A 24783-nucleotide genomic window follows, 5' to 3' on the forward strand; every position below is an offset into this window, starting at 1 on the left:
CGCTTTCGAGGTCACGCGCGGAACCACTATATACCTGGATCAGACGACATACGTCGGACTGGGTGACGCACCCAAAAGGCCGAATCGTGAGGACGACGACATGAAGCTCCCAGGACCGGATCATCCGATCACCGTCACCCCCAACCCGAAACGCGTACGGGTGATCGCCGACGGGGTCGTGATTGCCGACACCATCCGCGCGTTGACGCTAAAGGAAGCGAGCTACCCCGCCGTTCAATACGTGCCGCGGGCCGACGCCAACATGGCGGCCTTGCAGAAAACTGATCGTGTCACCCATTGTCCGTACAAGGGCGATGCGAGCTATTTCAGCGTCGTCGCCAACGGCAAGACGTTGGACAATGCGATCTGGAGCTACGAGGCGCCCTTTCCGGCGATGACCGAGATCGTGGGCCACCTGGCGTTCTATCCTGACAAGGTGCGGATCGAGGAGGTCGCAGCTGATTGAACCGCGGTGACAGCCCGCCGCGCGGCCGGCGCTAGGCCATACCGGCGCGGCGGTCGTTTCGATCACTGACCTGATGCTGTGCTACACTCTGAAAATCGTAAGCCCGAGAATCAGGAGCACGAGGAAGATCACCAGGAAGATATAGAACAGGATCCGCGCAACGTCGGCGGAAGCTGCCGAGATGCCGGTGAAGCCGAGAATACCGGCCACCACCGAGATCACGAAGAACAGCAGCGCCCATTTGAGAAGTGTCACGGTATGGTCTCCTCCGGTTCTGCGCCCTGCCGGCGCGGCGCCTCACTAACGATAAGGCGGGGAACCGGTTCCTTCGGCCATCGGTCCCGGCGCCGAAGAAATGCGCAACCGACGGCGGTCCCGGCCGTAACTTCGTAGGTCGGCGGTTCGTAAGGATATCGGGAGCGGAAATCGGCATGTGTGAGAAAGCGGCTTGCGGACCGTGGCACTTGCTGATTTGCAGCACCAACGACGACATCTGGTAGTCCGGCGCCGTCATTCCTCGCTTGCGGGCGACTCCAGCGAATGACGGGGCCAAAGGGTCACACGAGCTCATCCACTCATTCCGGCTCGCGCAGCCTTGGACGACGTTTGCATGACGCCCCGCGGCGAAGGGGGATGCGAACGTCCCATCCGCTGCAGGGGCCGGGCAGCAGCGACGCCGGGGGGCGTATGGTCATATCGGTTACACAATCGGCGGCAGCCGCAAAGGTCGAGCTTCAGGCCCGCCCGCGCGCCCGGGCGCGCAACGCCGCGCTCGATCACGCCCGGACATTCCTGACGCTGGTGGTGCTGCTCCACCACGCCGTGATTCCCTATACCTATTTCGGGCACACCGATCCGACGTTCTTCCTCGGCTTCGATGCCATCGTGCTGGCCACCGACAGCTTCTTCATGGCCATGTTCTTCTTTCTGTCGGGCCTGTTCGTGTGGTCGGGCCTTGCTCACAAGTCGACGCTGCAGTTCCTCCGTGACCGGCTCTTGCGCCTTGGCCTGCCTTTCGCCATCGCAGCCCTGACCGTCATTCCGCTTGCCTATTATGCGATCGAGCTGCGCGCCAATCCGGACGCCAGCTTCGCTGCCTTCTGGTGGAAGACGATCACGGTCGGTCCATGGCCGAGCGGGCCGATCTGGTTCATCTGGGTGCTGCTGGCGTTCGACACCTCGGCAGCCCTTTTGTACCGCGTCTCGCCACGCCTGCTGGATCCGATCAATCGGCTGTCGCAGCGCGCCTTCGAGCATCCGCGCGACTTCTTCTTTGCCTTCCTGCTGATCACGGGCGGGCTCTACATCCCGTCCCGGCTCTATTTCGGCCCGACCCTCTGGTTCGAAGCCGGACCGCTCTCGGTACAGGCCAGCCGCGTCCTGCTCTACGCCGCCTATTTCTACGTCGGGGCTGGCATCGGCTCGGCCAATGTCGAACGCGGCCTGCTGGCCGCAGAAGGGCAGATGTCGCAGCGCGGACTCGGGGCCTGGATCGTGGTCACGCTGGTGCCCTATGCGCTGCTCTGGGTGCTCATCACGATCAAGCGCCAGGTGCTGGGCAATCCGCCCGTGTTGCCGCAATGGTACGAGGCAGCCTATGGCTTCCTGTTCGTCATCTTCAGCGCCGCGATCCTGTTTGCGATCCTGTCCTATTTCCTCAACAACCGCCGCTCGGAATTCTCCGTGCTCGATCGCATGCAGGCCGACGCCTATGGCATGTTCCTGGTGCACTATCCGATCGTGCTGTGGATCCAGTACTGGCTGTTCGACTTCGGCCTGCCGGCCATCGCCAAGGCGACGATCGCCTTCGTCGGCAGCATGCTGCTGAGCTGGGGCGCGACCTGGGTGCTCAGGCAGATTCCGGGGGCGAAGAACGTGTTGTAAGGACGGTCCTGCCTCATTGCGATGAGCGCAGCGACGACGCAATCCAAACGTCCCGCCGGAGCTCCGGATTGCGCCGCTGCGCTCGCAATGAGGCGCGTGGAAAGGCACCGCGCTGACAACGGACTCCGCTGTCGTCCTGCGAACGCAGGCACCCATCACAACAAGATCTTGTTGTTGGCGCAGGTCAACGACCAGTCCCGCCGACTACTCCGTACACGGAGTATGGGTCCTGGATCGGGGCCACGTCGGCGCGGTGCGCCGCCGTGGCTTGTCCGGGACGACAGCGGTGGGTCAGGCGGCCGCCCCGCCCATATATTCCGGCAGCCAGCTCTCGAACCGGCTCTTCAGCGCATCCACTTCCACCGAGGCCTCGCCGGCGATCGCCAGCGCAGTGCCGCCTGTCGTGCCGATGCGCGTGCACGGCACGCCGGCGCCGCGCATCTTGGCGAGCACGCGGCCAGCCTCGGTCTCCGGCACCGTCACGAGATAGCGCGCCTGGTCCTCGCCGAACCAATAGGCATGCGGCACGATCGAGGCAGGCGCGGCCAGCAGCCGCGCGCCGATGCCGGAGGCCATCGCCATCTCGGCGAGCGCGACGAGCAGGCCACCGTCGGCCAGATCATGCGCAGCCGTCGCCGTGCCCGCATGGATCATGCCGCGGACGACATCGCCGATGCGCTTCTCGGCGGCAAGGTCGACCGGTGGCGGAGCGCCCTCCTCCCGGCCGCAGACGTCGCGCAAGTAGACCGACTGGCCGAGCCAGCCATGGGTCTCGCCGATCAGGAGGATCGCCTCGCCCTCGGCCTTGAAGGCGATGCTCGCCGACTTGGTGAAATCATCGAGCAGGCCGACGCCGCCGATCGAGGGCGTCGGCAGGATCGCGCGGCCGTTGGTCTCGTTGTAGAGCGAGACGTTCCCGGAGACGACGGGGAAGTCGAGCGCGCGGCAGGCCTCGGAAATGCCTTTCAGGCAGCCGACGAACTGGCCCATGATCTCGGGTCGCTCCGGATTGCCGAAATTGAGATTGTCGGTGATCGCGAGCGGCCGGCCACCGACTGCGGTGATGTTGCGCCAGGCTTCGGCGACGGCCTGCTTGCCACCCTCGAACGGGTCGGCCTCGCAATAGCGCGGCGTGACGTCGACGGTCAGCGCAAGCCCCTTCGGCCCATCCTGCACGCGCACCACGGCGGCATCGCCGCCCGGGCGCTGCACGGTGTTGCCGAGGATGACGTGGTCGTACTGCTCCCAGATCCAGCGCTTGGAGCACAGATCTGGCGTTGCGACGAGCTTCTCCAACGCCGGGATGATGTCCATGGGCGGCTTGACCTCGCGGGCATGGATCACCGGCAGCGCTGATGAGGCCACATGGGGGCGGTCGTACAGCGGCGCCTCGTCGCCGAGTTCCTTGATCGGCAGGTCGGCCATGACGTCGCCGCCATGCTTCACCACGAACCGCTTGCTCGGCGTGGTGTAGCCGACCACCGCGAAATCGAGCCCCCATTTGCGGAAGATCGCTTCCGCCTCCTTCTCCTTCTCCGGCTTGAGCACCATGAGCATGCGCTCCTGGCTTTCGGAGAGCATCATCTCGTAGGCGCTCATGCCGATCTCACGGGTCGGCACGGCATTGAGATCGAGATCGACGCCGAGGTCGCCCTTGGCGCCCATTTCGACCGCCGAGCAGGTCAGGCCGGCCGCGCCCATGTCCTGGATCGCGATCACACAGTCCGCTGCCATGATCTCAAGGCACGCTTCCAGCAGCAGCTTCTCGGCGAAGGGGTCGCCGACCTGCACCGTCGGGCGCTTCTCCTCCGAGGAGTCGTCGAACTCGGCCGAGGCCATCGAGGCGCCGTGGATGCCGTCGCGGCCGGTCTTGGAGCCGAGATAGACGATCGGCATGTTCACGCCGGAGGCGGCCGCATAGAAGATCTTGTCGGCGTCGGCGAGGCCGACCGCCATGGCGTTGACCAGGATATTGCCGTCATAGCGGGTATGGAAGCGGGTCTGGCCGCCGACCGTCGGAACGCCAAACGAGTTGCCATAGCCGCCGATACCGGCCACCACCCCGGACACCAGATGCCGCGTCTTCGGATGCTCCGGCGCGCCGAACGACAGCGCGTTCAGGCAGGCGATCGGGCGTGCGCCCATGGTGAACACGTCCCGCAGGATGCCGCCGACGCCGGTGGTCGCCCCCTGGTACGGCTCGATGTAGCTCGGGTGGTTGTGGCTCTCCATCTTGAACACGACGGCCTGGCCGTCGCCGATGTCGATCACGCCGGCGTTCTCGCCGGGGCCCTGGATCACCCAGGGCGCCTTGGTCGGCAGGCCCTTGAGATGGATGCGCGACGACTTGTACGAGCAGTGCTCGTTCCACATCGCCGAGAAGATGCCGAGCTCAGTGAAGGTCGGGACCCGCCCGATCAGCTTCAGGATGCGCTCATATTCGTCGGGCTTCAGGCCGTGGGCGGCGACGAGCTCGGGGGTGATCTGCGGTTCATTGCGCATGGAGAAATGCCTTTGCCCCGTGGGCCGCTGGTCCCTTAAACCCTGCTTCATAGATACAGAGGCAGAAGCGGAAAAGGCCTTTTACGGCCCTATTCCGCCCTGTCCAGAACTTTGGCCCGGACCCGCCAAGCGGGATATTTGCAGATTGGCGGCCAATCGGATTTAAGACGGTAAATCAACAGTTAAAGGCCCTTGCACGTGCACGACCTGACCCGTTCCGCCTTCGAGAACCGTCCTGGCATCCACATCGCGACCGACGGCGAGTTCGCCGGCTGGCGGACCTGGATGCGCGACAGCTACGAATCCCACACCGGGCCATTCTGGCACCGGATGGAGGACGACGGCTCGATCCGCTGCGCCTTCCGGGTCGAGAAGAAGCACCTCAACGGCGGCGGCAACGTCCATGGCGGCTGCCTGATGACCTTCGCCGACTACTGCCTGTTCGCCTTCGCCGCGCCGATCATGCAGGGCCCGGGCGTCACGGTCTCGTTCTCGAGCGAATTCCTCGACGCGGCGCGCGAGGGTGAATTGATCGAGGCCACAGGCGAGGTCACCCGCGCCGGCGCCTCGCTGATCTTCCTGCGCGGCATGCTGCATTCCGGCACCAAGCCGCTGTTCTCGTTCTCCGGCACCATCAAGCGGGTCAAGCGGCGGACGCCGGAGGCGGCGAACTCGCCGTAGCGCGGGGCAAGAGCGATCAGGCTCAACTCTCGCCGTCATTCCGGGGCATTCGCGCGCAAAATGGCGAAGCCATTTTGAAGCAGCGCGAATGAGCCCGGAATCCATACTCGCAGGCGGAGGTTGGGACGAATATCAGACCACGCGCAGTTCGCGAGACATGCCCGTTCGCGCTGCGCGCGCCCCGGAATGACACGTGGAGGGAGCATGCGTCGCCAGCCGCTCCGAGCTATCCCGCAATCTGCTTCTCGGCGACGGCGATCCACTCGGCCTGAGCCTTGCGGACGTGACGGGGTGAGCGCTTCATCTGGATCAGGAGCTCGGTGAAAACCACCTTGGCCTCGTCGACGCGCCCGGCTGATTTGAGCAGCGTACCGTAGCGCGCTTTCACCTCGCTGCTCGGCGCGTAGTCCAGCAGCGCCTGGTATTCCTCCAGCGCCTCATGGGTGCGGCCGGCGTCCTGCAAGGCGCGCGCATAGAGCAGATGCGCCTCGGCCGAATTGTAGTCCGGCCAGGCTTTCTGCAGCTCGTCGAGCGTCGCCAGCGCATCCGCGGGGCGGCGGCGCGCGAACTGCGCCTTGGCTTTGCCGAGCGCGAACAAGGGCTCGTGGCCCATCGGCAGGCTCAGGATGTGATCGTAATGCTGCTCGGCCTCGTCATAGCGACCGACGGCGACGCATTCCTCGGCAAGCGCCGCGCGATTGGCAATCGTATCCGTCACGACGACGCGATCCGACAACTCACGATAGTACTTCTCAGGATCCAGCTTGTTGGCGACGCGCTTGCGCGCCTTCTGGACGTCGTGGCTGCCCAGCCATTCCGGCACCAGCTCGACGACGATGTAGGCGAGCGCGCCGATCAAGGGGACCAACAAGATGATGAACGCCCAAGGCTGCATCCGCCCGGTCCGCGACGCATGATAGATCAGCGAGATCTGAAGAAGTATAATGACGAGTGCAACCGGCACGGCGGTCCCCACGGCCAATCCCTACACGCCAACGTTGATAGCGTGGCCGCGCGCGGCCGACAATCCCGTCCGAGCCAGCTCAATTGACGATGCCGGTTTGACGCATGAGGACAACGGCCGGTTCAAGCAGCGGAGCAAGGCTCGTTCGATGGCCGTACGGAAGGCGATCCTGTCGCGAAGAAGGGCGGAAGCGCGTCGCGCCCCCGCCCTCGAGCCGCCGTCGTATCGCCACGCCGCTATTGCTGCTGGTCGATGACCTGCACCACCTTCTGATCGCGCGGGTCGACCAGCACGACCTGCTCGCCGATCGCCAGATACTGGTAGTTGGCGAGCTCCGGATTGCTGCGCGCGAGCTCATCGGGCACGCGTCGCAGGCTCAGACAGCTCGTTCCGGACGAGGTCGACGGCGATGTCGTCGATCCGACGGTGCCGGTCTCGGTCGCGGCGCGGCGCAAGATCTGGCGCTGATCGTCGGACAGCACGATGCGGGTCGAGCTCACGCCGTAGCCGCCGCGCTCATAGCCGCGATCGGCGCGCATGCCGTCCTGGGGGATGACATCGACGATCTCGCGGCTGCGCGGATCGACGATGGCGATCTCGTCATGCACGACGGTGTACTCGTAGCCGCGATATTCCGGAACGATGGTGACGATGTCCGACGGCAGCGGACGCGGCCGCACGCGCTCGGGCAGGCGCTCGCCGACGTTGATGCGGATGTCGATGTCGGTGCGGGCACGGTCGAAGTCGTGATCACGCTTGAGCTGGTCGACCACGCGGGTCTTCTGTTGCTCGTTGACCGAAACCTGCGTGCTGGAGCGGGTGCCGTTGGTCTGGGTCTGGTTGCTGGCCTGCCCGGTCGCGTCCGGCTTGCCCGCAGCGGCGCCGGCCGGACCGGTCTGCTGGTTCTGCTGCGCGGTCGTGCTCTTGCTGTCCGTTGCACCCGGCTGATTGGCCTGCTTGCTGCGGCCGGTCTGCTTGTCGGCCGCCTGGTCCGAGGTGCCGGCCTTGCGCTCGTCCTGGCTCTGCCGGCTCTTGTCGCTGCCGCTGCGCTCGGCCTCGCGGTCGGACTTGCGATCCGTGGCGCCCGACTTGGTTTCGGCGGCGCGATCCTCGCCCTTGCGCGGCTCGTCGGCGCGTCCCTGCTGCTGCTTCGACTCAGCCTTGCTCTTGCTGTCAGACTGCTTGTCGGCCTGCTTGCTGTCGGCCTGCGACTTGCTCTCGGCGCTGTCCTTGGCGTCGCGCTCGCGCTGTGCCGAGGCCGGCCCGCGCTCGCCCTTGCTCTGCTCCGCGCTCTGCTTCGTATCGTGCGCCGAGCGCTCCTGAGCCTGCTCGCGCGCGGCCGATGACGGCTCGCTGCGACCCTGCGCGCTCTGCTTCGCCTCCGACGCGCCGTGTTCCACGGCCGCGCCAGCGCTCTTGGCCTCGCTGCCGGGCCGGATCGCTTCGCGTGCGGTCGGGGCAGCGGCGCCACCCTCGCGCTTCATCTCGGACTGCGCCGATGCGGCACCTGATGCCGTGCCGATCGCCAGAATGATCGCGGCCGTTCCCAGCCAATGTTTCGTCGTCATATGAGAACCTCCTTGGTTCCTGTCCCGTGGAATCGGGCGGACAACGCAAACAGCCGCCCGGCGTTGCCGGACGGCGCGAGAAAAAACTACGGAACGATTTCGATGAACGGCGTCAGGCCGCGCGGTCGAGATGGGCGACGAGGCCGGCAAACAGGCCACGGCCGTCGGTGCAGCCCATGATGTCTTCGACGTGATTCTCGGGATGCGGCATCATGCCGAGCACATTCCCGTTCTCGTTGACGATGCCGGCGATCGAATGCGCAGCGCCGTTGATGTTGCTGAGGTCGCCAACCTCGCCATCGGCCGAGCAGTAACGATAGAGCACGCGCCCATCGCCATTGAGCCGCTTCAAGGTCTCCTCGTCGGCCGCATAATTGCCCTCGCCGTGAGCGACGGGCACGCGGATGACCTGTCCCGCATTGTAGCCGCGGGTGAACGGAGAATCCGAGCGCTCGACCCGCAGATGCACGTCCTTGCAGATGAATTTCAGCTTATCGTTGCGCATCAGCACGCCCGGCAGCAGGCCGGACTCGCACAGGATCTGGAAGCCGTTGCAGACGCCGAGCACGAGGCCGCCCTTGGCGGCGTGATCGCGCACCGCGTCCATGACCGGCGCCCGCGCCGCGATCGCGCCACAGCGTAAGTAATCGCCATAGGAGAAGCCGCCGGGGACGACGACGAGATCGGTGCCCTTCGGCAGCGACGTCTCGGCGTGCCAGACCATCGCCGGCTCATGGCCGGAGATCATGCGCAGCGCGCGCGCCATGTCGCGCTCGCGATTGATGCCGGGGAAGACGAGGATGGCGGATTTCATGCTTGCGACCTACTTGCTGGCTTCCTGCAGAGCCTTCTCGAATCGCGCGAGATTGGCTCGGCTGGCGTATTCGTCGTTCGACGAACTGATCAAAACGTATTGTGATGTAGCGCTGTCGACGATACCGGAGAGTCTGTGGCTCGTCGTTCGAACCTCGGGCGGCTCGCCCGAGAGCTCAGCGGCCATCTCATCCCACTTGCGCAGGATGCCCGGAAGCAGCGCCGAATGGGGCGGCTTGCTTTGGCAAACAAGCCGAGACCCAGGCACACAGTCGACACGTGCGCATACGAAGACATGCAGGCCGTTCGGTCCAGCGGTGTAGCGCCATCCGTCCATAGTGACCGGAGCCGCTGCGCTCGCCATCGATACCGATAGAAGGAGACCAACTGCCGCGACGCCCAGTCTGACTTCGTTTCGGCGGATCATGTCTCCCCCTCAGCGCCCTACCCCAGCAGCTCCACCCGGTAATTCTCGATCACCGTGTTGGCGAGCAGCTTGTCAGCGGCGGCCTTCAGGGCCGCCTCCGCCTGGGCCTTGTCTGCGCCGGCGAGCTCGATGTCGAACACCTTGCCCTGGCGCACGGACGCGACGCCGTTGACGCCGAGCGACTTGAGGGCGCCCTCGATCGCCTTGCCCTGCGGATCGAGGATGCCGGATTTCAGCGTCACCGTGACACGCGCTTTCACGTCTTTATCCCTTTTAGCTCTTGACCAGGACCGGGCCGGAGCCCGCCGGACGCTCGTTCTCGATGAGGATGCCGAGCCGCTTGGCGACCTCGGTATAGGCCTCCAGAAGGCCGCCAAGATCGCGGCGGAAGCGGTCCTTGTCGAGCTTCTCGTTCGACTTGATGTCCCACAGCCGGCAGGAATCGGGGGAAATCTCGTCGGCGACGATGATCCGCATCATCTCGTTCTCGAACAGCCGGCCGCACTCCATCTTGAAGTCGACCAGGCGGATGCCGATGCCGAGGAAGAGCCCGGTCAGGAAGTCGTTGACGCGGATGGCCAGCGCCATGATGTCGTCGATTTCCTGGGGCGTGGCCCAGCCGAACGCGGTGATGTGCTCCTCCGACACCATGGGGTCGTTGAGCTGGTCGTTCTTGTAATAGAATTCGATGATCGAACGCGGCAGCTGGGTGCCTTCCTCGATGCCGAGGCGCTGCGACAGCGAGCCCGCCGCCACGTTGCGCACGACGACCTCGAGCGGGACGATCTCGACCTCGCGAATCAACTGCTCGCGCATGTTGAGCCGGCGGATGAAGTGAGTCGGGACCCCGATGTCGTTGAGGTGCTGAAACAGGTACTCCGAGATCCGGTTGTTGAGGACGCCCTTGCCTTCGATCACCTGATGCTTCTTGGCATTGAAGGCGGTGGCGTCGTCCTTGAAGTGCTGGATCAGGGTGCCCGGCTCGGGGCCTTCGTACAGGACCTTGGCCTTGCCTTCATAAATGCGACGCCGACGGCTCATTGGGATGTACCGTGTTTTGTTGAAATCCATGAAATGGTGGGCTCCGGATGACTTTGGACAGGACCACGACGGAGCTGCCGCGAGGGCCCGGACGGACGGAAACAGAACAGGAACCGGGCCTGTGGGAAACCTATCTCATTGGTGTCCCGAGCACAATCGATCCAGACCTCGGGGGCGGAGTTTTACCGCCCTTCCCTGCGGCCTCGTACCCGTTGTATTGGCAAGATGTTCCAATTATTTAGGCGTGCGGCCACCGCCCCGCAACCGCCTGCGCGGTTAACCCTCTTCGGCAACACTGGAAGTTCCGACCATGACCACGTTCGACAAGCGCGAGGACGCCTTCGAGAAGCAATTCGCCCATGACGAGGAATTGAAGTTCAAGGCAGAAGCCCGCCGCAACAAGCTGCTCGGCCTGTGGGCCGCCGAAAAGCTCGGCAAGTCCGGCGCTGACGCCGACGCCTACGCCAAGGAGGTCGTCGCGGCCGATTTCGAGGAAGCGGGCGATGCCGACGTGCTGCGCAAGGTGCTGGGAGACCTCACCGCCAAGGGCGCGGCCGTCACCGAGGCGGATGTGCGCGCGAAGATGAGCGAGCTGCTGACCGCCGCCGTGGCGCAGATCAAGGCGGGACAATAATCAGAGGCGAATAGCGAATAGGGAGTGGCGAATAGGGATGTCCTTCCCTATTCGCTACTCGCAATTCGCTATTCGCTTACTCTTCCTTGAAGCCATATTCCGGCACATTGCCGCTGGCGCCGTAGTATTTGTAAGGCAGGAACTTGCCCGACATCGAGATCTTGACGCGGTCGCCCTTTGGATTGGGCAGGCGCTCCATCACCATGTCGAAATCGATTGCCGACATGATGCCGTCGCCGAATTCCTCCTGGATCAGCTCCTTCCAGGCCGGGCCGTTGATCATCACGAGCTCGTAGAAGCGGTAGATCAGGGGATCGGTCGGCGGCATCTGCACGCCCTCGCCGCGCATCGGCGTTTCGTTCAGCATCGCGATCTCGGACTTCGACAGGCCGAACAGCTCGCCCGCATTGGCGGCCTGCGGCTTGGTCAGCTTCATCTGGCCGAGAATGGCGCCGACGATCAGCACCTCGGAATAGCCGCCGATCGTCTCGCAGATGTATTTCCAGCTCCAGCCCTTTTCGCGCTTGATGTCGAGCAGCTTCTCGGTGAGGTCGGATCGCTTCATGCTTGGTCTCCCTTGATGGGTCTTCGTTGAAGGGTTTGTTCCGGCTGGCCGTCAGCGGGCGACCGCAAGCGGCGGATCGCTCTCGACCGGGTTGGACGCGACGATCGCCGGCTCGGTGCGCCCGATTTTCACCACCGGCACCTTGCGCGGGTCGTGATCCGGCGTCTCGGCAGTGAAGGTCCTGCTGCGGCTGACCAGGAAATCGATGATGTGGTTGCGCAGCGCGTAGTACAGCGGATGGCGGTGCAGGTCGCCGCGCAGCCGGTCCTTCGGCAGCGGGTTCTCGACGATCTCCGCGAGCACGGCGCCGGGTCCGTTGGTCATCAGCACGATCTTGTCGGCGAGATAGATCGCCTCGTCCACGTCGTGGGTGATCATGAACACGGTCTGCCCGGTCTCGACGCAGATGCGGCGGACCTCGTCCTGCAGGGTGCCGCGCGTCAGCGCATCGAGCGCGGAGAACGGCTCGTCCATCAGCATGATCTTCGGCGTGATCGACAGCGCGCGGGCAATGCCGACGCGCTGCTTCATGCCACCAGACAGCTCCGACGGCCGTTTGTGCTCGGAGCCGGCGAGGCCGACGAGCTCGATGTATTTGAGCGCATGCGCCTTGACCTTGGCGCGATCCCATTTGCGCCATTTCGACGAGACCGCATAGGCGACGTTGCCGAGCACCGTCCGCCACGGCAGTAGCGCATGGCTCTGGAAGATGACCGCGCGGTCGAGACTCGGGCCTTCGATGGCCTGGCCGTCGACGATGACGGCGCCTTCGCTCGGTGCGTCGAGGCCGGCAAGAACATTCAGCACCGTGGTCTTGCCGCAGCCGGAATGCCCGATCACGCAGACGAACTCGCCGCGCGCCATCGCGAGCCACAGGTTCTCGAAGATCGTCGTGCTCCGCGCCCCGTCGTAGCGCTTGGCGATGCCCTCGATGGAGATGAACTTGTCTGAGGTCATCGAGCAGACTCCGCGAGGACGGTGCGCTCCCTCTCCCCGTTCTTCACGGGGAGAGGGTTGGGGTGAGGGGCAGCCGCACGAAAGGTGCCTATGGAAAGAGATGATTCGGGGCACACGCGCCGGGAGTGTCCGTGGATGGACCTGTACCCCCTCACCCGGATTGCATCTACGATGCAATCCGACCTCTCCCCGCAAGCGGGGAGAGGTAAGACGGCCGCTCTGCTTGGGATCACGACCGTCATCCCCCTACTCCGGAAACGTCACAAGCCGCGCGACACGGGCCAGGATCTGATCGAGCATCATGCCGACCAGACCGATCATCAGGATCGCAATGATCACGTTGGTGATCGAGAGGTTGTTCCACTCGTTCCAGACGAAGTAGCCGATGCCGGTGCCGCCGACGAGCATCTCCGCGGCGACGATGACGAGCCAGGCGATGCCGATCGAGATCCGCATGCCGGTGAGGATCGTCGGCGCCGCAGCCGGCAGGATGACCGTAAAGGCGCGGCGGAAATTCCCGACCTCGAGCGTGCGGGCGACGTTGATCCATTCCTTGCGCACGCCGGCGACGCCGAACGCGGTGTTGATGAGCATCGGCCACACCGAGCAGATGAAGATCACGAAGATCGCCGACAGGCTGGAATCCTTGATGGTGTAGAGCGCCAGCGGCATCCAGGCGAGCGGCGAGATCGGCTTGAGAATCTGGATGAACGGATCGAGCGCCTTGCTCATCAACGGCGACATGCCGATCAGGAAGCCGAGCGGGATCGCGACCGCGACCGCGATCAGGTAGCCGAGCATGACCCGCCCCAGCGAGAAGGCGAGCTGGATGCCGAGCCCCTTGTCGTTCGGGCCATTGTCGTAGAACGGCCGCCGGAGATGCTCCCACAGCTTGGCGCCGACATCGAGCGGCCCGGGCATCGCCGACTCGCCTTGCGTCGCGGTCATGCCCATCAGCTTGGCGTATTCCGGGCTCATGTTGGCAGCCGTGCCGGTGCTGCGCGTGGCGATGTGCCAGGCGCCGAGGAAGACGGCGAGCAGCACGATTGAGACGACGGCGGCGCGCAGACGAAGTGAGGCGGTCATGCCGTCGCTCCACCACCGGCGTCATCCCTGCGAACGCAGGGACCCATAACCACCGAAATCAATGGATGGATAAGATTGTCGCTACTGCTCCTGCCACAAGCCAGGTTACGGCGTATGGGCCCCCGCGTTCGCGAGGACGACACCGGTGGTGTGGCCGGCAGCGTGCCCATCGCTCCCATCACGACGCCTTCTTGATCTTGAAGCTGGCAACGTAGTCGTCCGGCTTGGTCGGATCGAACGGCTTGCCCATCACCGAGAACGATTTGTAGGAGTCCTTCGGCGGCGTCAGGCCCATGTCGATCATGACCTTGCGGGTGTCGGTGGCGAGATAGATCTGCTCGGCGACCGCCTTGTAGTCGACGTCGCCCTTGATCTGCCCCCAGCGCTTCATCTGCGTCAGCATCCACACCGCGAAGGACTGCCACGGGAACGGATCGAAATCGACGCGTTTCGGATCGGTCTTCACGCCGCCGAGGCCATCGGCGTAGGTGCCGGTCAAGACCTGCTCCATGACGGTCACCGGCGCATTGATATAATTCGCCGGAGCGATCGCCTCCGCGATCTGCTTGCGGTTCTCGGCCTTCGACGCGTACGCGGTGGCATCGACGATGGCGCGGGTGAGCGCCGCGAAGCTGTTCGGCGCCGTCGTGATGAACTCGCGGCTCGCCGCGAAGCTGCAGCAGGGGTGACCGTCCCAGATCTCCTTCGACAGCACGTGCAGGAAGCCGACGCCGTCGAAGATCGCCCGCTGGCAGATGTTGTCAGGCGCGAGAAAACCGTCGATGTTGTCGGCGCGCAGGTTCGCGACCATCTCCGGCGGCGGCACCGAGCGCAGCTGCACGTCGGTGTCGGGATCGATGCCGTGCTCGGCGAGATAGTAACGCAGCAGATAATTGTGCATCGAATAGTCGAACGGAATGGCGAACTTCATGCCCTTCCAGTCCTTCGGGTCACGCTTGTCCTTGTGCTTCATCGCCAGCACGATGCCCTGCCCGTTGATGTTCTCGATCGCGGGCACGGTGAACGGGATCGGCTGTGCACCGAGGCCGAGCGAGATCGCGATCGGCATCGGCGCCAGCATGTGCGAGGCGTCGTATTCCTTGTTGATGGTCTTGTCGCGGATCACGGCCCAGCCGGCGGTCTTGACGACCTCGACGTTCAGCCCAGCCTTAGCATAGAAGCCGAGCGGCGCTGCCATGATGATCGGCGTGGCGCAGGTGATCGGGATGAAGCCGACCTTGAGATCCTTCTTCTCCGGCGCGCCCGCTTCGGCGAAAGCTTCAGTCGCCGTCTTCAGCGGAAAGAATTGCGAGACGGCAGCGAGCGCGGTGGCGACGCCGACCGACTTCAGGAACGCGCGGCGGGTGGCAGCTTGCGGAAACACCGCGCGCAGCACGGCGGACGCGACCACGTTCTCGTAGCGCTTCTCGGTGGACTCCGCCACGGGCTCGCAGCGCAGCGCCAGCATGGCGTGCTCATGTTCGGCCGGGCTGCGATGCTGGCCGCAGATACAACCAGCATTCACGCGTGAATCGGCATCGAACGGATCATCGAAAATCGACATGTGCTGCGCCCCTTTGTCACACCTGCGCTATCAGCGCCTTCGAACTGCTCATCCGGCCGCGTTTTTCAGCGGCCGGACGTGCTCAACATGCAGCTTCTATGCCGCCTTGCTGGTCATCGCCGGCATCGGAAGACCTTCCTCGATCGGCAGCGACGGATCGCGCGACCACTCGTTCCACGAGCCGAAGTACATCCGCACATCCTTCACGCCGGCGTTCTTCAGCGCCAGGAAGGTGTTCGAGGCCCGCGCGCCCTTGAAACAGTAGAGATACACCGGCGTGTCGACGGTGATGCCGACGGTGGCGCATTCGGCGAGGATCTCGTCCTTCGACTTGAAGCGCGGCCCCTCTCCGGTCGGCTTCATCATGCGGTACCATTCGAGCCAGACGGCACCGGGGATGCGGCCCTTGCGCGGACAGAAATCCTTGCCGTAGGGCGAGGAGGAATCGCCGATCCATTCGTCGACATCGCGGACGTCGAGGATCGCGATCGCGGGATTGCCGACGGCGGCCAGCATCGCCTTGGCGTCGATCAGGATGCTCCCCGCCTCCGGAACGATGCTGAACGATGCCTTCGCCGGCGACGGCACGTCGGTCGTCACGGGCAGGCCGGCGGCGACCCAGGCGTCGTAGCCGCCATGCAGCACCTTGATCTTGGGATAGCCGAGCATTGTGAGCAGGAAATAGCCGCGGCACGACTGGCCGAAGCCGGAGTTCATCGACTGCTCGTAGACCACGGCGGTCTCCGCACCCGACAGGCCGGCGGCGCCGAACGCATCGGCAAACTTCGTCTTCAGCTCCGTGATGCCTTCCGGCGTGGAGGTCGCGAGATAGGTGAAGATCTCGTGGACGTTGACCGCGCCGGGAAGATGTCCCGCGGCATAGGCATCGGGATTGCGGGTGTCGATCACGACACACGGCTCGGTCTTGATGAACTCGGCGAGTTCACCGGCAGTAATCAGAACGTCCGTCATGGCAGGCCTCTCCTGGTGGGATTTGTTGGTTGCCGTTCTCGCCGGCGTCAGCCGTCGGCGAGCATCTTGCGGAGCTGCTTGGTCGCGGGGGTCACGATCGCGACGAAATAGGCCTCGCGCAGGCGACGTTCGGCGCGATTGCCCTTGAGGTAGCCGCGGGCTCCGCAATGGAGCATCGCGGCATGAGCCGCAGCGACGCTGGCCTCGCCGGCCCGCAGGCGCAGCGCGACGACCTTGCGCCAATAGGTCTCGTCGGTGTTGAACGGATCGCTGGCGAGCTCCGAAGTTTCCTTTGCGAGCTCGTCGGCGAGCGCGCTGAAATCGACCGGCTGCTGCGGCAGATAGCGGTTGACGTGACCGAGCGGCGCCTCGACCTCCTGCATGATCTTGATGCAGTCCTTGATCAGGCCGAGCGCCATGCCGGCCTGCAGCAGGATGAATCCGGCGCGGATCTTCTTGACGAAAGGACCGGCGGGATCGGCCAGGATCAGCTCGTCCGGCACGAACAGGTCGCGAAACTGGATGCCATAGGTGCCGGTGCCGTCCATCGCCAGGAACGGCTGGCATGGCTGCAGGGTCACCGCCGGATCGGAACAGTCGGCGATGAACATCACGATCTCGCCCGGCGCGTCCTCTCGCTCGAAGATGGTGCCGAACATGTGGTCCGGTCCGAGGTTCGAGACCCAGGGCAGCACGCCGCGCACGACGTAGCCGCCCTCGACCTTGCGGCCCTTCAGCTTGAGCTTCTCGATGCCGAAGAAGCTCTTCATCGGATTCGACAAGCCGGTGCCACCGAGCAACCGGCCGCTCGCGGCGTCGTCGAGCAGACGGTCGACGAGCGCCTTGTTGGGCGAGTTGGCGATGTACCAGACCAGCGTGTTCTGGCACCACGCCATGAAGGCAGAGGCGCCGCAGACCTCGCCGATCGCGCCGATGGCGTCGATCGCGCGGTTGAGATCCGCCGCGCCATTGTCCGGCACGTGGCTGCTCCACGCGCCGACCTCGCCGAAGCGGCGGAGCACGTCGGCCGGGTACACCGTCCCGGCGTCGATGCCAGAGGCCAGCGGCGCGAGCTCCTTGCGCGCGATCGCCGTGACCTGCTCCACGGTCGACGGCACGGGCATCACGCCCGCGCTGTCGACTGCCAGATGCTGTCCGAGTGAACCCATGACGTCCTCCGCTACTCGCAGGCCCTCGGCCGATCAGATTCCGACTTCGAGATTGACGGGGCGGGTAAACGTGTTGGCGACCGGCGACCACTTCTTGACGTGATCGATCAGCGCCTTGACCTCCTCCTGCGGAATGCCCTCGCACTCCATGTCGACCTTGACGCGGACGTCGGTGAAGCCGACCGGCTTCTCGCTGACGTCGCCGGTGCCCCAGACTGCGGTGATGTTGAGATCGCCCTCGAGCTCCAGCTCGAGCTTGTTGACGATCCAGCCGCGATGCACCGCATTGGCGTGCAGGCCGACGGCCAGGCACGAGCCCAGCGCGGCGAGCGAGGCTTCCGACGGATTGGGCGCGGTGTCGTCACCGAGCAGCCCCGGCGGCTCGTCGACGATGTAGGGCGCGAGGTTGCGGATGTAGTTGGCGTGGCGGAACTTGCCCTCGGCGACGGTCTTGCACTTCAGGGTCTTGATGACCTTGGGGTTGGCCTTGCCGTTGACGATGAGCTGCTCGAGCCCGCCTCTGTCGATGGGCGCGAGGCAGCCCGTCAGCGCCGTCTTCTGAACCACAGCGGTCATCTCATTTCTCTCCCTGGGATGAGGATACCGAACGGTCTGTATCCTGCACGAAGCGTGCCAGAGAGGCCGAAAATCAAAAGCCGGAGTGATCCTCGCGGCTTACGCGATCATCGCGGCAAGCGGCGACCCGCTGCGTCCCCTCCGTTGCCCAAGCGCGGTGCAGAATGCCGCCCTCGGAGATCAAATTGCGCGCAACGCTGCCTCGCGCACGTCAGCGGTCTTGCTGACTCACGCGCACAGCGATTAAGCTTGCAGGCATGGCAAAGTCAGTTGCGGGCAAACAAACCGGCAAGAAGCAGGCGATCGCGAGGACGATCGCGGCCGGCGATGACGAATCCGCGCGCGGCCGTCTGCTCGGCGCCGCCACGCGGCTGTTCTGCAAGAACGGCATCAATGCCACCGGCATCGATGCGATCATCAGCGAGGCCGGCACCGCGAAGACCACGCTCTACAAGCTGTTCGGCTCGAAGACCGCGCTGGTCACCGCCGTGCTCGAAAGCGAAGGCAAACAGTGGCGCGAATGGTTCATCGCGGAAATGGAGAGCGGCGGCGGTGACGCCGAGACCAAGCTGGCACGCATCTTTCCGGCGCTGAAGAGCTGGTTCGGCGAGGAGCGCTTCTACGGTTGCCCCTTCATCAATGCGGTCGGCGAGCACGACAAGGATCAGAAGCAGTTTCGCACCATCGCGATGCGCCACAAGAAGGTGGTGCTGGCGCATATCGAGAGGCTCGCCCGCGAGATGGGCGCCGCCGAGCCGGAGAGCTTCTCGCATCAGCTCGCATTGCTGATCGACGGCGCGATCGTGGCGGCCATGGTGTCACGCAATCCCGAGGTCGCGGACACGGCCGGCCTGGCCGCGAAGGCGCTGATCGAGCCGGCGAAGCTGAAGGCGGCACAGCGCAACAGCAAGGCAAACCCGCAGCTCGCGACGGCGTGAGCCGCCCTGCTCTGCGACCGAGCGTCTGGATTAGCGGAAATACTCCGTCACCAGCTTCAGGTCGGCTTGGTCTGCGCACGCGCCGTTGAGGCTGGCATCGATGACGCGGCGGCAGGCCGCGACCGCAGCCTCATCGCCGAGCTCGTTGGCCGCTTCGAGCACGTGCCAGGCCGCATCGGCCGCCGCGCGGTCCGCAGGCGTCTCGCGATGGCCAAGCCGTTGCTCTCTGCGAAGAGGGAGTTCCGTGCCGTTCATCCGCGATCACCTCCGTCCATCGCTGCAGGTTCAATACGCCGCCGCGCGCGGCGTGGACGCCTTGCCGCCTTTGCCCGGATTCTTGCGGGACTGATAGAATTCGAGCACGCTGCGCGACGTCTGCGACTGGAGCTTGGCATAGTCACGCTCCAGCTCCTGCAATTCACCGGCCGTGATGCGATGTTCGCGGGCGCCGAGGAAGGCGAGCGCCATCATCGTATCCCAGGTGAAGCCGAGCGCCTTTGCGAGCATCAGCAGCATCTCGCGGTTACGGTCGAACAAGGCGCGCTCGACGACATCGACCGGTAGTCCCGACAGCAGCGCGAGGCCGATCGTCACCTCCTCGACCTTGTGCGCCGTCGCATAGCTGGCGATGGTGCTCTCGTGCAGATTGCCGAGGCGGTGCTGGATCGTCACGGTGCGCTTGGCGACGAAGTAGTTGCGCGAGCCGGGTCCGAACTTCGACTGGAGGTCGCCGGCGATGTTGGCGACCGAGCTGTTGATTTCACCGAGCAGTTCAGGGCGCTCGCCGGCCAGCCGCTTGCCGACATCGTCCGAGGCCTTGGCGATGAGCTGCTGGAACAGATGGCGCGGGATGTCGAGCCGGCGGCCGAGATGCTCGGCGAGGATCGAGTCGTTCTCGGCCCGCTTGACCATGTGCAGGAATCCGGCGCCGGAGAACTGGGCGCCCTGGTTGCGCGCCACCGCCGTGGCGACGGCGCGGTTGCCGCGCGTCGCCAGCACATCGGTCACCGCCGGGCTCAGCGTTCGGCGTTCGGCGATCGCGAGCAGATGGCCCTGGCTCTTGGTGCTGGCGTTCTCGACCAGCGTGGCGTCATCGAGCCGCTCGGATTCGCGCAGCACCGGGCCGGCGACCCAGATCTCGTCGTCGAAGGCGAGCTTGCGGATGACGCTGGCCGGTGAATATTCGATCCTGGCGAGGCGATCGGCGAGTTTGGCGCGCGCTTCGACCTCGATCTCGTCAGCCAGCCGGCCGATGACCTCGCCGAAGGTGGCGATCTCCTCCTCGCAGTACCGTCCCGCGATCAGCAGGTCGGTCGCATGCCACAGCGCGCGCTCCCGGCTGTCGGCGGTCCCCCGCGCGATCGCATCCTCGAGGTCCCGCAACACCGATCTGGTTTCGTTCATGATGAAAGGCCGCACCGCTGCAACAATGGAAGGGCAATGCGCAGATCATACCGTTCGAACCCGAGCGTTCCGTAACCCGCCGCGTGCGGATTTGACCGGGCATTTTCACTCAAATGCGCGCGTGCGCGTTAAGCATGCGCGCACGCGCATGCTGTCTACGGCATGACGTGGAGCGCGCGCGCCTCGGCCTCGGCGACCGACCGTTCGCGCGACGTCCACCGGCACTCGGCGAGAGCCCGGTCGATCAGCTGCATGGCGTCGCCCTCGCGACCCTGGTGGAGCATCAACTCGCCGGCGAAGAAGCTCGCCTCGCAGCGCCGTGCCTGGCGCGTGGCGGGAGCACCGCGGTCCGCCGCCGCAAGCACGGCCTCTGGCGTTTCCTGGCCGAGAAACAGGCGGACGATCGGCGCCGGCCATTTGCCCATGTCGAGCCGCTTGGCGTGGTCGGCAAGCTCGCTCGCGAGCCCGGCACGGCGGCGCGCCAGGTCCAGCCACAAGGCCGCATCGGCATTGTTGGGATCGATCTCGCTGAGCCATCGGAAGTCGTCCTGCGACTGCTCCAGGAGACCCGCCTGGAAGCTTGCGATCCCCAGCGCGCGATAGGCTTGCGCGCGGTAGCCATTGCGACCGAACGCCCGCCCGAAACCCGACCCCGGCTGCGGCTCGCTCTCGCGCAGATCGGGGCCGGCGCGATCGAATGCGGCAAGAAGACCGGCCGAGGACTGCTCGATGACGATCTTGTAGTCGTCGATCGCATGCTCGACATCTCCCTTGCGGAAATAGGCGCCGGCGCGTGCGAAACGGGCTTCGATCACCTGCGGCGTCGCCGGCTTGCCGTGCTCGATCACGACAGTGCAGCCGGCGATGCGCTCGTCGGCGCCGAGATCGGCCGCGGTCGTACACCGCTTCGGTGCCGCCGCCTCGGCGCTCGCCGACAAGCCGAAGATCGAACCGGTGATCAACGCACAACTCAAAAACGAGCGCCATCGTCGCGTAGCCATGAATGCCCCCTTAGGTCTTGCTCTTTGTGCTGCGATCTAACCAGAACCGATCGGACGAACCACAATCTGGAATTGCGTTCGCAAATCATCGTTCAGCCGGTGTAAACGTGATCGCAGACTCGAGGCCCGCCGGGGCGCGGATGAATTGCCAGGGCCGTGTGAGCCGCGCGACAACTCAATCGACAATTGCGCGCGATGGACGGATGCGCGAAGCCATTGATAGCCGCCACGCGGCACGCGATGCGACCGTCGGCGACTACTTGGCTGCGCCGATCAGCGCCTGCAGCCGCACCAGCTCGGCCTCCAGATTCGCCTCGACATCCGCGGCCTTCACCTCGGTGACGCGATAGTCGCGGCTTTCCAGCCATGCCCGCCGTGCTCTGCGATCGGCGACGACGCCCTCGCTCTCGTCGGGGCCGACGAGCTCGATGGCCAGGCGGTGGATGAAGGAGACGAAATCGGGGATGTGGCGGCCGACCGGGGTCTGGCGCTTGAACTGGCCGGCGAAGCGGCGGTCGCGCGACAGCGCGTGCCACAGCGCCCGCTCGGCGTCGGTGGGATTGCGGCGGAGCAGCCGCGCCAGCCCGCGCAGCGAGCCGCGCGAATCTGGCAGGTTGGCGACGGTACCCTGCTCGGCGATCAGCGCGCGCAGCCGCGTCGCCTGCTCGCTGTCAAGCACGCCGCCCTTGGCCGGTCCCTTGCGCCCCTCCGCGATCGCCATCACCACGCCGTGCAGGGTGTGGATGTCCTGCCGGCTCGGCTCCATGCGGAAGAAGATGTTGCGCAAATTGACCAGCATGGTCTCGCGCTTCTCCGGCGGGCGCAGGAATTCGACCCGGTCGAGCTCGCGCACCAGGTTCTCGAAGAACGCCTCCATCTGTCCCTGGCTGGCGCGCTCGGAGCGCTCGGGCATGGCGAAGGGCAGCGCGCCCGATGTCACCAGCTTGAACCACTCATAACCCATCAGCAGCACGGCCTGCGCGAGGTTCAGCGAGGCGAAGCCCGGATTGACCGGATAGGTGATGATGCGATTGGCGCGGGCGACCTCCTCGTTGGTGAGCCCCGCCCGCTCGCGGCCGAACAGAATGCCGGCGCGGCCGCCGGCGGCAATCTGGCCCTGCATCTCCCGCGCGGCCGCCTCCGGGCCCATCACCGGCTTGGCCTGGTCGTGGGCGCGGGCGGTGGTGGCAAACACCAGGTCGAGGTCGGCGATCGCCTCCGGCAGGGTGTCGAACAGCCGGACATGATCGATGATGTGGTCGGCCCCGGCGGCGGCCCGCTGGGCGGCGATGTTCGGCCAGCCGTCGCGCGGGTTGACCAGTCGCAGCTCGGACAACGCAAAATTGCCCATGGCGCGCGCGGCCATGCCGATGTTCTCGCCGAGCTGCGGCTCGACCAGGATCACCACCGGGCCCGCGATCTCCAATCCCGCCTTCGTCTTGTCGGTGCCCGACACGCTCGATCCTCGACTTCCAGATCCGGTTGAAGCGCGCCCGCGCGCCCTGCCCGCTCCGTTGGCCCGGCTGGCGAGAATTCTCAAGCAAAATAATCGGCTTAGCCAAGAATTTTACGGTTTGCGCGAAACCGCAGCCGGCCGCCTCGCCGCCGTTGCCCACCGCATGAGCGGGCTGCGAAAATCAGCACCGGACGCATACCGGGTGCGCTTCCGCCCGCGGTGCAGCAGTGCTATGACGCGCTTGATTTCACAAGCGCTTTCCATTCCTGGCGCGCTGTTCCCAAGAAGGCCCCATCGATCATGGCAAAAATCAAGGTGACCAACCCGGTCGTCGAGCTCGACGGCGACGAGATGACGCGGATCATCTGGCAGTACATCAAGGACAAGCTGATCAACCCGTTCCTTGACATCGATCTGCAGTATTTCGACCTGGGGATGGAGAGCCGCGACAAGACCAACGACCAGATCACGATCGATGCCGCCAACGCCATCAAGAAGGTCGGCGTCGGCGTCAAGTGCGCCACCATCACCCCGGATGAGGCCCGGGTGAAGGAGTTCGGCCTCAAGGAGATGTGGAAGTCGCCGAACGGCACCATCCGCAACATCCTCGGCGGCGTCGTGTTCCGCGAGCCGATCATCTGCAAGAACGTGCCGCGCCTGGTCCCCGGCTGGACCAAGCCGATCATCATCGGCCGCCACGCTTATGGTGACCAGTACCGCGCCACCGACTTCAAGTTCCCCGGCAAGGGCGTGCTGACGATGAAGTTCGTCGGCGACGACGGCACCGTGATCGAGAAGGAAGTCTTCAGGGCGCCCGGCGCCGGCGTCGCGATGGAGATGTACAACCTCGACGAGTCGATCTACGACTTCGCCCGCGCCTCGCTCAACATGGGCCTCGCCAAGAACTACTCGGTGTACCTGTCGACCAAGAACACCATCCTGAAGGTCTATGACGGCCGCTTCAAGGACATCTTCCAGGAGGTGTACGAGAAGGAGTTCAAGGACAAGTTCGAGGCCAAGAAGATCACCTATGAGCACCGCCTGATCGACGACATGGTCGCCGCGGCGCTGAAATGGTCGGGCGGCTATGTCTGGGCCTGCAAGAACTATGACGGCGACGTGCAGTCCGACACCGTGGCCCAGGGCTACGGCTCGCTCGGCCTGATGACCTCGGTGCTGATGACCCCGGACGGCCAGACCGTCGAGGCCGAGGCCGCCCACGGCACGGTGACCCGCCACTTCCGCGAGCACCAGAAGGGCAAGGAGACCTCGACCAACTCGATCGCCTCGATCTTCGCCTGGACCCGCGGCCTGTCGCACCGCGCCAAGCTCGACAACAATGCCGAGCTGGCGAAGTTCGCCGCCACCCTGGAGAAGGTCTGCGTCGACACCGTCGAGTCCGGCTACATGACCAAGGACCTCGCGCTGCTGGTCGGCGCCGACCAGCGCTGGCTGTCAACCACCGGCTTCCTCGACAAGATCGCCGAGAACCTGACCAAGGCGATGGCGGCGTAAGTTTCCCCACTTTCGCCTTCTGGTTTCGTCACCTATCAACGGGCCGCGCCACCAGCGCGGCCCGTTTCATTTTCTGCTGTCACCGAGGACTTGACCATGCGCGTGATCCCGACGCTTTCGCTGCTGCTGCTCGGCGCCGTCCCCGTCCAGGCCGCCGAGCCCACGATCCCGGACGCCCTGGTCGCCGCCGGCGAGAAGCCGGTGCTGACGCTGCACGCCGAGGGCGCGCAGGTCTACGACTGCAAAGCGGACAAGGACGGCAAGCTCGCCTGGACGTTCCGCGAGCCGATCGCGACCCTGCTCGCGGACGGCAAGACGGTCGGCCGGCACTACGCCGGCCCGAGCTGGGAGCATCAGGACGGCTCGATCGTCGGCGGCCGCGTGCAGGGCACCGCGGTCGGCGCCACCGACAACGACATCCCCTGGCTGAAGCTCGAGGTCGTCTCCCATCGCGGCGCAAAGGGCGTGCTCTCGGATGTGACCACCGTGCAGCGGATCAACACGGCCGGCGGCAAGCTTGCGGGCGCCTGCGACACCGCCGGTCAATTCCGCAGCGTCGCCTATTCCGCGGACTATGTGTTCCTGAAGAAGGAGTGAGGC

The 24783-nt window shown here is 65.2% G+C and carries 26 protein-coding genes; 7 read left to right on the forward strand and 19 right to left on the reverse strand.

Annotation, left to right across the window (positions count from 1 at the left end):
- The first annotated feature begins 100 nt into the window (after positions 1-100).
- The gene (locus tag QW845_RS08815; RefSeq protein ID WP_315801201.1) at positions 101-466 is read left to right on the forward strand and encodes a DUF427 domain-containing protein; all 366 of its coding nucleotides are present in this window, start codon (positions 101-103) and stop codon (positions 464-466) included.
- An 81-nt stretch (positions 467-547) separates the two neighbouring features.
- Here QW845_RS08815 and QW845_RS08820 read toward each other — a convergent pair whose 3' ends face one another.
- Positions 548-721, reverse strand: a complete 174-nt coding sequence (locus tag QW845_RS08820) for a DUF1328 domain-containing protein (RefSeq protein WP_315801202.1) — start codon at positions 719-721, stop codon at positions 548-550.
- A 432-nt stretch (positions 722-1153) separates the two neighbouring features.
- Between QW845_RS08820 and QW845_RS08825 the strand changes: the two genes are divergently transcribed.
- Complete coding sequence (locus QW845_RS08825; RefSeq protein WP_315801203.1) at positions 1154-2350, forward strand: acyltransferase; 1197 nt, start codon at positions 1154-1156, stop codon at positions 2348-2350.
- Between the two features lie 291 nt (positions 2351-2641).
- Here the strand turns inward: QW845_RS08825 and purL are convergent, their stop codons facing one another.
- On the reverse strand, positions 2642-4852 hold the full coding sequence (purL, locus tag QW845_RS08830; RefSeq protein ID WP_315801204.1) for a phosphoribosylformylglycinamidine synthase subunit PurL: 2211 nt from the start codon (positions 4850-4852) through the stop codon (positions 2642-2644).
- 198 nt (positions 4853-5050) lie between these two features.
- Here purL and QW845_RS08835 point away from each other — a divergent pair, with 198 nt between their 5' ends.
- On the forward strand, positions 5051-5533 hold the full coding sequence (locus QW845_RS08835; protein WP_315801205.1) for a PaaI family thioesterase: 483 nt from the start codon (positions 5051-5053) through the stop codon (positions 5531-5533).
- Positions 5534-5759: 226 nt separating this feature from the next.
- On the opposite strand, the gene QW845_RS08840 is transcribed toward QW845_RS08835, so the two are convergent.
- From QW845_RS08840 to purC, 6 genes are all read right to left on the reverse strand, one after another.
- Positions 5760-6497, reverse strand: coding sequence for a tetratricopeptide repeat protein (locus tag QW845_RS08840; protein ID WP_315801382.1), 738 nt, complete (start codon positions 6495-6497; stop codon positions 5760-5762).
- 236 nt (positions 6498-6733) lie between these two features.
- Positions 6734-7981, reverse strand: coding sequence for a DUF1236 domain-containing protein (locus QW845_RS08845; protein WP_315801383.1), 1248 nt, complete (start codon positions 7979-7981; stop codon positions 6734-6736).
- Between the two features lie 196 nt (positions 7982-8177).
- Positions 8178-8879: a phosphoribosylformylglycinamidine synthase subunit PurQ gene (gene purQ, locus QW845_RS08850; protein ID WP_315801206.1), complete on the reverse strand. Its 702-nt coding sequence runs from the start codon at positions 8877-8879 to the stop codon at positions 8178-8180.
- Positions 8880-8888: 9 nt separating this feature from the next.
- Positions 8889-9305: a hypothetical protein gene (locus QW845_RS08855; RefSeq protein WP_315801207.1), complete on the reverse strand. Its 417-nt coding sequence runs from the start codon at positions 9303-9305 to the stop codon at positions 8889-8891.
- 17 nt (positions 9306-9322) lie between these two features.
- On the reverse strand, positions 9323-9565 hold the full coding sequence (gene purS / locus QW845_RS08860) for a phosphoribosylformylglycinamidine synthase subunit PurS (protein WP_315801208.1): 243 nt from the start codon (positions 9563-9565) through the stop codon (positions 9323-9325).
- Positions 9566-9578: 13 nt separating this feature from the next.
- On the reverse strand, positions 9579-10346 hold the full coding sequence (purC, locus tag QW845_RS08865) for a phosphoribosylaminoimidazolesuccinocarboxamide synthase (protein ID WP_016843454.1): 768 nt from the start codon (positions 10344-10346) through the stop codon (positions 9579-9581).
- Positions 10347-10656: 310 nt separating this feature from the next.
- On the opposite strand from purC, the gene QW845_RS08870 reads away from it, so the two are divergent.
- Entirely contained in the window at positions 10657-10980 is a 324-nt protein-coding gene (locus QW845_RS08870) for a DUF1476 domain-containing protein (protein WP_315801209.1), read from the forward strand.
- 76 nt (positions 10981-11056) lie between these two features.
- On the opposite strand, the gene cynS is transcribed toward QW845_RS08870, so the two are convergent.
- The 7 genes from cynS to QW845_RS08905 form a co-directional block, all read right to left on the reverse strand.
- The gene (gene cynS, locus QW845_RS08875) at positions 11057-11545 is read right to left on the reverse strand and encodes a cyanase (RefSeq protein ID WP_315801210.1); all 489 of its coding nucleotides are present in this window, start codon (positions 11543-11545) and stop codon (positions 11057-11059) included.
- A 51-nt stretch (positions 11546-11596) separates the two neighbouring features.
- Positions 11597-12502, reverse strand: coding sequence for an ABC transporter ATP-binding protein (locus tag QW845_RS08880; protein ID WP_315801211.1), 906 nt, complete (start codon positions 12500-12502; stop codon positions 11597-11599).
- A 246-nt stretch (positions 12503-12748) separates the two neighbouring features.
- The gene (gene ntrB / locus QW845_RS08885) at positions 12749-13588 is read right to left on the reverse strand and encodes a nitrate ABC transporter permease (RefSeq protein ID WP_315801212.1); all 840 of its coding nucleotides are present in this window, start codon (positions 13586-13588) and stop codon (positions 12749-12751) included.
- 178 nt (positions 13589-13766) lie between these two features.
- A complete protein-coding gene (locus QW845_RS08890) occupies positions 13767-15152 on the reverse strand; it encodes a CmpA/NrtA family ABC transporter substrate-binding protein (RefSeq protein WP_315801213.1) in 1386 nt (461 codons plus the stop codon).
- A 96-nt stretch (positions 15153-15248) separates the two neighbouring features.
- Positions 15249-16124: a sulfurtransferase gene (locus QW845_RS08895; RefSeq protein ID WP_315801214.1), complete on the reverse strand. Its 876-nt coding sequence runs from the start codon at positions 16122-16124 to the stop codon at positions 15249-15251.
- Positions 16125-16171: 47 nt separating this feature from the next.
- Complete coding sequence (locus QW845_RS08900; protein WP_315801215.1) at positions 16172-17293, reverse strand: acyl-CoA dehydrogenase family protein; 1122 nt, start codon at positions 17291-17293, stop codon at positions 16172-16174.
- Between the two features lie 33 nt (positions 17294-17326).
- Entirely contained in the window at positions 17327-17869 is a 543-nt protein-coding gene (locus QW845_RS08905; protein WP_315801216.1) for an OsmC family protein, read from the reverse strand.
- Between the two features lie 257 nt (positions 17870-18126).
- Between QW845_RS08905 and QW845_RS08910 the strand changes: the two genes are divergently transcribed.
- The gene (locus QW845_RS08910; RefSeq protein WP_315801217.1) at positions 18127-18807 is read left to right on the forward strand and encodes a TetR/AcrR family transcriptional regulator; all 681 of its coding nucleotides are present in this window, start codon (positions 18127-18129) and stop codon (positions 18805-18807) included.
- Between the two features lie 30 nt (positions 18808-18837).
- Here the strand turns inward: QW845_RS08910 and QW845_RS08915 are convergent, their stop codons facing one another.
- The 4 genes from QW845_RS08915 to QW845_RS08930 all read right to left on the reverse strand — a co-directional run bounded on the left by QW845_RS08915 (position 18838) and on the right by QW845_RS08930 (position 22668).
- The gene (locus tag QW845_RS08915) at positions 18838-19062 is read right to left on the reverse strand and encodes a hypothetical protein (RefSeq protein WP_315801218.1); all 225 of its coding nucleotides are present in this window, start codon (positions 19060-19062) and stop codon (positions 18838-18840) included.
- 30 nt (positions 19063-19092) lie between these two features.
- Positions 19093-20211 (reverse strand): DUF2336 domain-containing protein, encoded by a 1119-nt coding sequence (locus QW845_RS08920; protein ID WP_315801219.1) that lies wholly within the window; start codon positions 20209-20211, stop codon positions 19093-19095.
- A 155-nt stretch (positions 20212-20366) separates the two neighbouring features.
- Complete coding sequence (locus tag QW845_RS08925) at positions 20367-21173, reverse strand: hypothetical protein (RefSeq protein ID WP_315801220.1); 807 nt, start codon at positions 21171-21173, stop codon at positions 20367-20369.
- A 295-nt stretch (positions 21174-21468) separates the two neighbouring features.
- On the reverse strand, positions 21469-22668 hold the full coding sequence (locus QW845_RS08930) for a TrmJ/YjtD family RNA methyltransferase (protein ID WP_315801221.1): 1200 nt from the start codon (positions 22666-22668) through the stop codon (positions 21469-21471).
- A gap of 300 nt (positions 22669-22968) precedes the next feature.
- Here QW845_RS08930 and QW845_RS08935 point away from each other — a divergent pair, with 300 nt between their 5' ends.
- On the forward strand, positions 22969-24183 hold the full coding sequence (locus tag QW845_RS08935) for an NADP-dependent isocitrate dehydrogenase (RefSeq protein WP_315801222.1): 1215 nt from the start codon (positions 22969-22971) through the stop codon (positions 24181-24183).
- 96 nt (positions 24184-24279) lie between these two features.
- Positions 24280-24780 (forward strand): DUF3455 domain-containing protein, encoded by a 501-nt coding sequence (locus tag QW845_RS08940; protein ID WP_315801223.1) that lies wholly within the window; start codon positions 24280-24282, stop codon positions 24778-24780.
- Positions 24781-24783: the final 3 nt, after the last annotated feature.

This window comes from Bradyrhizobium sp. SZCCHNS3002 (assembly GCF_032377435.1).
Lineage (GTDB): Bacteria > Pseudomonadota > Alphaproteobacteria > Rhizobiales > Xanthobacteraceae > Bradyrhizobium.